The 8465-nt window shown below is 67.8% G+C and carries 8 protein-coding genes; 4 read left to right on the top strand and 4 right to left on the bottom strand.

Annotation, left to right across the window (positions count from 1 at the left end; genetic code table 11):
• A partial coding sequence (gene bcsP / locus H0523_RS25545) for a cellulose biosynthesis protein BcsP (protein WP_218950885.1) occupies nt 1–178 on the bottom strand: 178 nt, incomplete at its 3' end.
• 15 nt (nt 179–193) lie between these two features.
• Nucleotides 194–649 carry a cellulose biosynthesis protein BcsD gene (gene bcsD / locus H0523_RS25540; protein ID WP_231689938.1) on the bottom strand — a complete coding sequence of 152 codons (456 nt, stop codon included), beginning with the start codon at nt 647–649 and terminating at the stop codon, nt 194–196.
• Nucleotides 650–1320: 671 nt separating this feature from the next.
• Here bcsD and H0523_RS25535 point away from each other — a divergent pair.
• Nucleotides 1321–2739: a mannose-1-phosphate guanylyltransferase/mannose-6-phosphate isomerase gene (locus tag H0523_RS25535; RefSeq protein WP_054430925.1), complete on the top strand. Its 1419-nt coding sequence runs from the start codon at nt 1321–1323 to the stop codon at nt 2737–2739.
• Nucleotides 2723–4177 (top strand): undecaprenyl-phosphate glucose phosphotransferase, encoded by a 1455-nt coding sequence (locus H0523_RS25530; protein ID WP_306670215.1) that lies wholly within the window; start codon nt 2723–2725, stop codon nt 4175–4177. Before H0523_RS25535 ends, H0523_RS25530 begins: the two co-directional genes overlap by 17 nt.
• Nucleotides 4178–4181: 4 nt before the next feature.
• On the opposite strand, the gene H0523_RS25525 is transcribed toward H0523_RS25530, so the two are convergent.
• A complete protein-coding gene (locus H0523_RS25525) occupies nt 4182–5525 on the bottom strand; it encodes a hypothetical protein (protein WP_156350050.1) in 1344 nt (447 codons plus the stop codon).
• Nucleotides 5522–6286, bottom strand: a complete 765-nt coding sequence (locus H0523_RS25520; RefSeq protein WP_054430928.1) for a WecB/TagA/CpsF family glycosyltransferase — start codon at nt 6284–6286, stop codon at nt 5522–5524. The genes H0523_RS25525 and H0523_RS25520 overlap by 4 nt, the downstream gene beginning before the upstream one ends.
• A gap of 338 nt (nt 6287–6624) precedes the next feature.
• On the opposite strand from H0523_RS25520, the gene H0523_RS25515 reads away from it, so the two are divergent.
• Together H0523_RS25515 and H0523_RS25510 are read left to right on the top strand one after the other, a co-directional pair.
• Nucleotides 6625–7677 (top strand): SLBB domain-containing protein, encoded by a 1053-nt coding sequence (locus tag H0523_RS25515; RefSeq protein ID WP_156350052.1) that lies wholly within the window; start codon nt 6625–6627, stop codon nt 7675–7677.
• Nucleotides 7677–8438 carry an SGNH/GDSL hydrolase family protein gene (locus H0523_RS25510; RefSeq protein WP_054430931.1) on the top strand — a complete coding sequence of 254 codons (762 nt, stop codon included), beginning with the start codon at nt 7677–7679 and terminating at the stop codon, nt 8436–8438. The genes H0523_RS25515 and H0523_RS25510 overlap by 1 nt, the downstream gene beginning before the upstream one ends.
• Nucleotides 8439–8465 lie beyond the last annotated feature (27 nt).

Here is an 8465-nt window from a genome sequence, read left to right as displayed (position 1 = left end):
CGGCGGGCGAATCGCCGGCGGCGGGCGGCACGCTGGCTTGCCCCGGCCGGATGCGGCTCAGCAACGGCCAGCGGCCGCGCGCGGCGTGGGCCCGGTCCTCGCGGCCGATCTCGCGATAGTTGCGGGGATCGCCCCCGAACTCGCGATACAGGCTGGTGATGTCGTTGTCGTCTCTCATCCGTGGTCCCGCGTCCTAGCGGCCGAACCGGTAGAGAATGACACTGTGTTCATCGGACGCGCGCTGCTGCGTCACCTTCAACTGCGCATCGGCGCCCAGCAGGCGCATCCACGATTCGTAGGCGCCTTCCAGGAACCCCGCGCTCCAGTCCAGGTGCGTGGCGCCGAACGCCGCGCGCAGCGGCGCGCAGTAGTGCGCCAGCGCCAGGTGATCCTCGGCTTCTTCGATTTCCACCCAGCCCCAGTCCAGCGGACGCCAGACCTGATTGATGGCGGACTGCATCTCGACGATCGACGCGGCGCTCGACAGCGCATGCTTGTCGGCGAATGTCTCGCCGGCGCGCCGCATCAGCGTGTGCAAGCGCTGCACGGTCAGATCCTGCGACAGCTCCTGGGCGAAGGCCGCCAGCACATCGCGCCACTGGCTGGCACAGAGTCGATCATCGAGGTGGGAGAGGATGGCGCTTTGCACGTTGTTCCTTCGTCATGGACAGGCGACAGGACTTGGCCCGCAAGCGTCAGCGCGACGCGCCGCGGGACCAGGGCAAGTGTTGAAAGGCAAGGCTAGCAGGCAAGCGGCGAGCCGGGCAAAAGCCGGCGTGCCGGGTTGTTTCAGACAGGCCGGGATGCGATTCGCGGCCGCGCGCGGCAAAACGCGCGCCCATTGAGGCGCGGACGACACGGGGGACATCCTGGTATTCAGGCTTGACATAGCCTGCATCCGCGAGTTGGCAAGGCGGAGCTGCGGTACTTTAGGCCGCATTCTTGGAGCATGACCTTGCGTCTTAGACGGCAGCGCGTGGTGTCATCGGTTTGAAGTCTTTTCACGGATGCTCGTAAACGTTTTGTTTCGGGCAGTATTAACGCGTGCTGACTTATATTGCCGATAATAGCAAAATGCATCGATATATATGCATCCAGCCTGCGCTGCGGCACAGTCTTTTAGTATAGTGAAGACAACAATCAATTTAAAGACATACACATCTTAAAGATCTTAAAGATTTGCAAACACTTTGCCACAGCCGATTGCGCAGCCTTTATAGTTGAGGCCGCTGGCAGGACGCAGACCGTGTGCCGCGACCGATGAGTATCCCGCCCCGCTGCGCCACGCGCCGCCGGCGACAAGATTGCAAGGGACTTCCGATGTCGAGTACCACGCCGCAACTGCGTTCCGTACTGCTGGTAGGCGGCACCGGCAGCCGTCTATGGCCGCTGTCCCGCGGCAGCTACCCCAAACAATTCCTCCCCCTGCTTGGCGACCTCTCCCCGCTGCAGGCCACCTGTGAACGCGTGGCCGGCCTGGGCGGCCTGGCGCCGATCTTCGTGGCCAACGAGGAACACCGCTTCATCGTCGCCGAACAACTGCGCCAGATCGGCCAGCAGCAACCCACCGTCCTGCTCGAACCCGTCGGCCGCAACACGGCGCCGGCCATCGCCCTGGCCGCCCTGCTGGCGCAGGCCGAGGGCGCCGACCCCGTGCTGCTGGTGCTGCCTTCCGATCACGCGGTGCCCGACGTCGAGCGCTTCCACGACGCCGTGCGCCAGGCGCTGCCGGCCGCCGAGGCCGGCCGCCTGGTCACCTTCGGCATCCAGCCCACCTACGCCGAGACCGGCTACGGCTACATCCGCGCCGGCGCCACCCACGACGGCGTGGCCGACGTCGAGGCCTTCGTCGAGAAACCCGACGCGGCCACCGCGGCGCAATACCTGGCGAGCGGCCAGTACTTCTGGAACAGCGGCATGTTCCTGTTCCGCGCCTCGCGCTACCTGCAGGCCCTGCAGGCGCACCGCCCGGACATCCTGGCGGCCTGCCGCCAGGCCATGACCGCGCCGCGCCACGACGGCGACTTCCTGCGCATCGACGAGGCCGCCTTTGCCGCCTGCCCGTCCGACTCCATCGACTACGCCGTCATGGAACGCGATGCGGGCGTGGCCATGGTGCCGCTGGACGCCGGCTGGAGCGACATCGGCTCGTTCGCCTCGTTGTGGCAGCTGGCGCCGCAGGACGCCGACGGCAACGCCTTGCGCGGCGACGTGGTGGCCGAGGATTGCCATGGCGTCTACGCCTATTCCAGCCACCGCCTGGTCACGCTGCTGGGGCTGGAGGACACCGTGGTGGTCGAGACCGCCGACGCCCTGCTGGTAGCGGCGCGCGACAAGGTGCAGGACGTGCGCCGCATCGTCGCCCGCCTGAACCAGGCCAGGCGTCCGCAGGCCACGGCCCACCGCCTGACCTACCGGCCGTGGGGCAGCTACGACGCCATCGACAACGGCGACCGCTTCCAGGTCAAGCGCATCCGCGTGGCGCCCGGCGGCCGGCTGTCGCTGCAGATGCACCACCACCGCGCCGAACACTGGATCGTCGTCACCGGCACGGCGCGCGTCACGCGCGGCGACGAGGTCTTCCTGCTGACGGAAAACCAGTCCACGTATATTCCTCTGGGTGTAAAACACCGCCTGGAGAATCCGGGTTCCATCGACCTGGAGCTGATAGAAGTGCAGTCCGGCCCGTATCTGGGCGAGGACGATATTGTGCGGTTTGATGATGTCTACGGTCGCTGATCCCCCCACCACCTTTTCCATGCTCACCTACGCGACGCCCAGCCACCCTCAGCGCTCCTTCATGGCCCTCACGGGCCTGATCTGCGCGCTGATCAACGCCGGCACCTTTCTCGGCCTGACACTGGCCGAGGACATGGCGTCGCCCATCTTCCGCGGCTGGATTCCGGTCATCCTCGCCGCGGGCGCCTCCATCGCCTTCGCCCGCTTCACCCTGCTGATCAGCGCCCGCAGCGTGTGGTGGATGCTGAGCCGCGGCGTGATGCGCTGGTTCAGCGTGCTGTTCCTGGCGCTGGTCGCGCTGTTCTTCCTGCCCGGCAGCGCCACCGACACCGAGTCGCTGCGCGTGCTGCTGCTGAAGTGGGCGGCCATCACCCTGCCGCTGCAGGTCCTTGCCCTCTACGGCCTGCGCCGCACCGCCTATCGCCTGAACAACGCGTCCGCCAGCCGCCGCTCGGCCGTGTTCTTCGGCATGGGCCCCGAAGCGCGCAAGCTCGCCATGCGCCTGCAGCGCTCGCCCATCCTGGGCATCCACACGGCGGGCTATTACGCCGAGGAGCAGGTGCGCACGCGCAAGGGCGAACCGACGCCGCCGCCCTATCTGGGCCGTTATCCGGACGCGCTGACCCGCATCGAGGCGGGCGAATACGGCATGGCCTTCGTCACGCTGGACGACACCAAGGACAACCCGGTCGTACTCAACCTCATGAACCGGCTGTATGACTCGACCGCCGCCATCTACCTGATGCCCGAGTCGCCGTTCCTGGGCGAACTGACGGCCAGCAGCGCCGAAATCGCCGGCGTGCCGCTGCTGGCGCTGCACGAAACGCACATGCAGGGTCTGTCGCGCAGCCTCAAGCGCGCCATGGACCTGACGCTGGGCGGCCTGATGCTGCTGCTGGCGTCGCCGGTGATGCTGGTGATCGCGCTGGCCATCAAGCTCGACTCGCCCGGGCCGGTCATCTTCCGCCAGATGCGCTATGGCGAACGCGGCCTGCCGATCACGGTGTTCAAGTTCCGTTCCATGCGCGCCAACGCCGGCGCCGAGGCCGATGGCACGCTGCGCCAGGCGCAACAGGGCGATTCGCGCGTGACGCGCATCGGCCGCTTCCTGCGCAAGAGTTCGCTGGACGAGCTGCCGCAGCTGTTCAACGTGATGGCCGGCACCATGAGCCTGGTCGGCCCGCGCCCGCACGCGGCCGAGCACAACGAGATCTACCGACGCATGATCCAGGGCTACATGCTGCGCCACAGCGTCAAGCCCGGCATCACCGGCTGGGCCCAGATCCACGGCCTGCGCGGCGAGACCGACACCACCGACAAGATGCTGCAGCGCGTGCGCTACGACCGCTACTACATCGCCAACTGGTCGCTGATGCTGGACCTGAAGATCCTGTTCCGCACCGTGCTCGTGATCTTCTGGGACCGCAACGCCTACTGAGCGTTCAGGGTTCCTCGCCCATCGGATCGCACATCGCCAGTTCCGGTCGCCGCCATTGGCAGTCGGTCGGCTGCATCATCAGCCGCAGATTTTCCTTGCCGCGGCTGCCGAAGGTGTATTCCAGCCCGACGCGCACGAAGTTCTGGTTGTAGCTGTCGCCAGCGGATTCGCCCATCTGCCGATCGCGGTAGACATCGACGGTCCAGCGCAGGTTGTCTTCCTGCTGCCATTGCACGCGCGCGCCGAAGCGGCGGATCTGCAGGGTCTGGTCATTGCCGCCGGTGAAGGCGGTGTTGCGCTGGCGGGTCAGCTCGGCGCCCAGCTGGAACGCGGTCTTGACCGTGGGCCGCCACGTCACCGAGGCCAGGCCGCCGGTCTGGATCGAATACAGCACGGTGGGATCGTCGTCATAGGCGTAGGGCCGGCGCCACAGCTGCAGGTCCAGGCGCGTCTTGGGCGAATAGTCCCAGGTGGCGCGGCCGGCGAAGGTGAACAGATTGGTGTCGCGGTCGCCCAGGTGTTCGTAGCTGCGCTTGAGCAGGCCGACGCGCGCCTGCAGCAGGGTCTTGGGGCTGTACTCCCAGCGCGCCGCGGCGAAAGCCTCGTTATCGGTGTAGCGGTCATCGATGGTCGCGACCAGTTCCGGCGTGCGGCCGTAGTAATCGACCTCGGTATGGCGCAAGCCCGTCTGCGCGAAGGAGCGGCCGAATCCGGCATAGCGCGCCGACAGCTGCCAGCCCTGGTCCTTGCGGTCGTAGAGCGTGCGGTTGACGTCCTGGTCGTAGCGCGTGCCGTTGCTGAAGACGCCGAACACGGGCAGCGTCAGCCGCTCCGAGACGCGCAAGCCCAGTTCGGCGGACTTGTTGTCGCGGGTCTGCAGGTCGCGATCGGGCCAGGTGTTCGCCATGTTCGGATTGAGCTGACGCTGGTAGCCGTAGTCGAAGCGCCCGGCGAACAGGCGGCCGGCGCGCCAGTGCAGCGTCGACAGCATGTTGCTCGGCTGGTGATCGAGCTGCCGGTTGTTGCTGTAGCGGGCGTCGGACAGCGTGCCGCCCATGTCCAGCCGGGTGTCGTCGGACAGCAGCGGCATGCGCAGCCCCAGGCCCATCGACTTGACCCACACGCCCGCGCCGCGGATGTCGGAAGACGACTGCGGCAAGCGCGCGGGATTGCTCTGGTATTGGTAGGAACTGCCCAGCTGCACCGCGTAATCGGCCGGCCCCGGCGCGCCGACCGCCTGGGCGCCGCACAGCATCAGGCTGGCCGCGGCCAGCTTGCGTCCGATCGTGAACGTGCCTCGCGTGGCCCCGCCATCCACGGCAAGGCTGGCGCTGGGGCGCAAGATCACGGCGCCGAGCCGCGCCGCTTGCGCCACTGCCGCCAGCAAAGCCCCAGGAAGCGTGGATCGTCGACCAGGTAACGGCGCCACAGGCGGCGCGGATTGCTGGCCAGGCGCCACAGCCATTCCAGGCCGACGCGCTGCATCCACATGGGCGCCCGGCGCTGCAGGCCGATGGCGAATTCCATCGCGGCGCCCACGCACAGCAGGATGCCGCCGGGCAATTCACCGGCGTGATGCAGCACCCAGTGTTCCTGCTTGGGCATGCCCACGCACAGGAAAACGACATCGGGCTGGCGCTCGCGCACCCGGTCGGCATAGGCCTGCCCTTCGGGTCCGAGCGGATCGAAGCGCATCGAGGGGCTGACGATATCGATGTTCAAGCCCGGGTAATACTGCGCGAAACGCGCGAGCAGGTCGGGCTCGGAGCCGGGCATGCCGCCCAGCAGCATCACTTGCCAGCCCTCGCGCTGGGCGCGCTGGCACAGCGCGACGAACAGGTCGGAACCGGTGATGCGTTCGGGCAGCGGCTGGCCCAGGAAACGGCTGGCCCACACCACCGGCATGCCGTCGGCGAAGATGAAATCGGCCTGGGCGTAGCGCTCGCGGAATTCCGGCGAGGCATCCAGGCGCACCACATGATCGACGTTGGGCGTAACCACGATGCGGGCGCGGCCGTCGCGGCGCACGGCCGCCTGCGCCAGGCCTTCGACGGCCTCATCGAAGGAAACTGCCGCGATATCGAGGTCGAACAGCCGCACGACGGGCATGACGGGGATATCGTCGTTCGCAGTTCCGCGGGGGTCGGATACGTGCTCTGAACTGTGCAAGGAGAATCTCGCTACGAAGGGCGGTAAGCTCGGGAACAATGGTCTCACGTTTGCGTTTGAGAAAACCACATTCATCGAGCCGGCACGCGCGTATTGTATTTAAAATACCCGTAGTGTGGCGTTTTGCTTCGGCTACTATTGGACGCGCGCAACCTTTAACCAAAGGATCGGAGAATAACGTGGCGTGTCTGACGACGATGTGGCGAAGAGCGATGTTGGCGGCGCTGCTGGCCTGTGCACAACCGGCAGGCGCGCAGGACCTGCCGATTCCAGACCCCGTGTCTCCGTCCCGTCCGGCCGCCACCTCGCCCGACAACGACTTCAAGCGCTACAACGCGCCCTACGAGTCCCCCGCCTACACCCCGCCCGCCCCCGTTGGCGCGCCCGTGCGCCCGCAACCGACCACGCCGGTCGCCGCCCCGCCCCCGCCGCCCGCCGCCTATACGCCGCCGGCCGTGCCGCCCGCGGTCAAGAGCGGCAGCGGCGACCGCGGCACCGACCGCAACATGGCCGGTAACCGGCTGCCGGAGAACGGCGTCGTGCAGCCGCCGCGCCAGGCCGCCGCGGCGCCGGTCGACCCCGCCCTGGAGCAGGCCATCGGCAGCGCCATTGGCGCGGTCGGACCGGGCGACACGCTCAACATCAACATCCTCGGCACCGGCGGCACCCAGGCCCGCGCCACCGTCGACGCCGACGGCCAGATCGTGGTGCCCATGCTGGGCAACATCCGCGCCTCGGGCCTCACGCCCGCCGCCATCGGCAAACGCATCGAGCAGGACCTGCGCAGCAAGGGCTTCATGACCGATCCGCAGGTGTCTGTCGAGGTCGTCACGCTGCGCAGCCGCATCGTGTCGGTGCTGGGCCAGGTCGCGCGGCCGGGCCGCTACCCGATCGAAGGCAAACTGTCGGTGCTGGAACTGCTGGCCATGGCCGGCGGCGCCACCGGCGGCGCCGGCGATGTCGCCACCCTGGTGCGCCGCGCCGGCGGCGGCAACGACCGCATCAATCTGTACGTCGGCAATCGCCAGTCGCCCTCGCAGAGCCTGCAGGACACCGAACTGCAGCCGGGCGACGTGGTGTTCGTGCCGGAAGCGCCGCGCTTCTACGTCTACGGCGAAGTCGGCAAGCCCGGCGCCTATCCGCTGGAACAGGGCCTGAACATCATGCGCGCCCTGGCGGTCGCCGGCGGCCTGACGCCGCGCGCCTCCGACAGCCGCATCGACCTCAACCGCACCGACGCGCTGACCGGCGAGATCACCGACCGGCGCGCCAAGCTGACCGACGCGGTCCAGCCAGGCGACGTCATCCACGTCAACGAGCGCTTCTTCTGATGAACCGCCGCACCCTGCTCTCGGCCCTGCTGCTGGCCCCGGGATGCGCCGCGCTGCCCGCCTGGGCGCGCGACCCGCGCATCTACGCCGTGGTGGTCGGCGACTCCATCGCCGAAGGCGAGATCCAGCGCAAGGGCCGCCTGAACGTGCAGGGCCAATTCGTGCCGGACTATCCGTCCAACCCGGGCCAGCTCTCCTACGAACTGGCGCGCTATTCCGGCGTGTTCCATTTCAACCATGGCATCGGCGGCCAGATGTCGGCGCAGGTCCGCGCGCGCTGGCGCCGCGACGTGCTGGCCGAGGAATACGATCCCGGCGATGGCCGCGGCGCGCGCACCCTGCCCGCCGGCACGCGACCGAGCCTGGCGTACCTGCACGTCGGCATCAACGATGTCGCCGTCGGCATGGTGCCGCTGCAGACCCTGCAGGACAACTTCACCTACTTCGCGCAGACCACGGCGAAGCTGGGCATTCCGCTGGTCGTGGACAACGTCGGCGCCTATCTCGGCATGACGCCGCCCATGATCGAACTGACCCGCGCCTTCAACGACTGGCTGCTGCAGGAATTGCCGCGCCAGTACCCGCACGTGCGGGTCGTCGACTACCTGTACTGGTCCAGCGGCGGCACCAACGATTTCCTCAAACTGGCGCCGGGCATGTTCGCCGACGGCGTGCATCCGAACATCGCCGGCTATACCGCCTTCGCGGGCTACATCCACGAAACGCTGAAGCTGCCGGCGGGCGCCGCCGTGCGATACTGATGCCCCTGGTCCGCGCACGCGCGGCGC

Origin of the sequence: Achromobacter insuavis, assembly GCF_902859645.1 — a bacterium.
Classification (GTDB): Bacteria; Pseudomonadota; Gammaproteobacteria; order Burkholderiales; family Burkholderiaceae_B; genus Achromobacter; species Achromobacter insuavis.
This window is presented reverse-complemented; position numbering and strand designations above follow the sequence as displayed.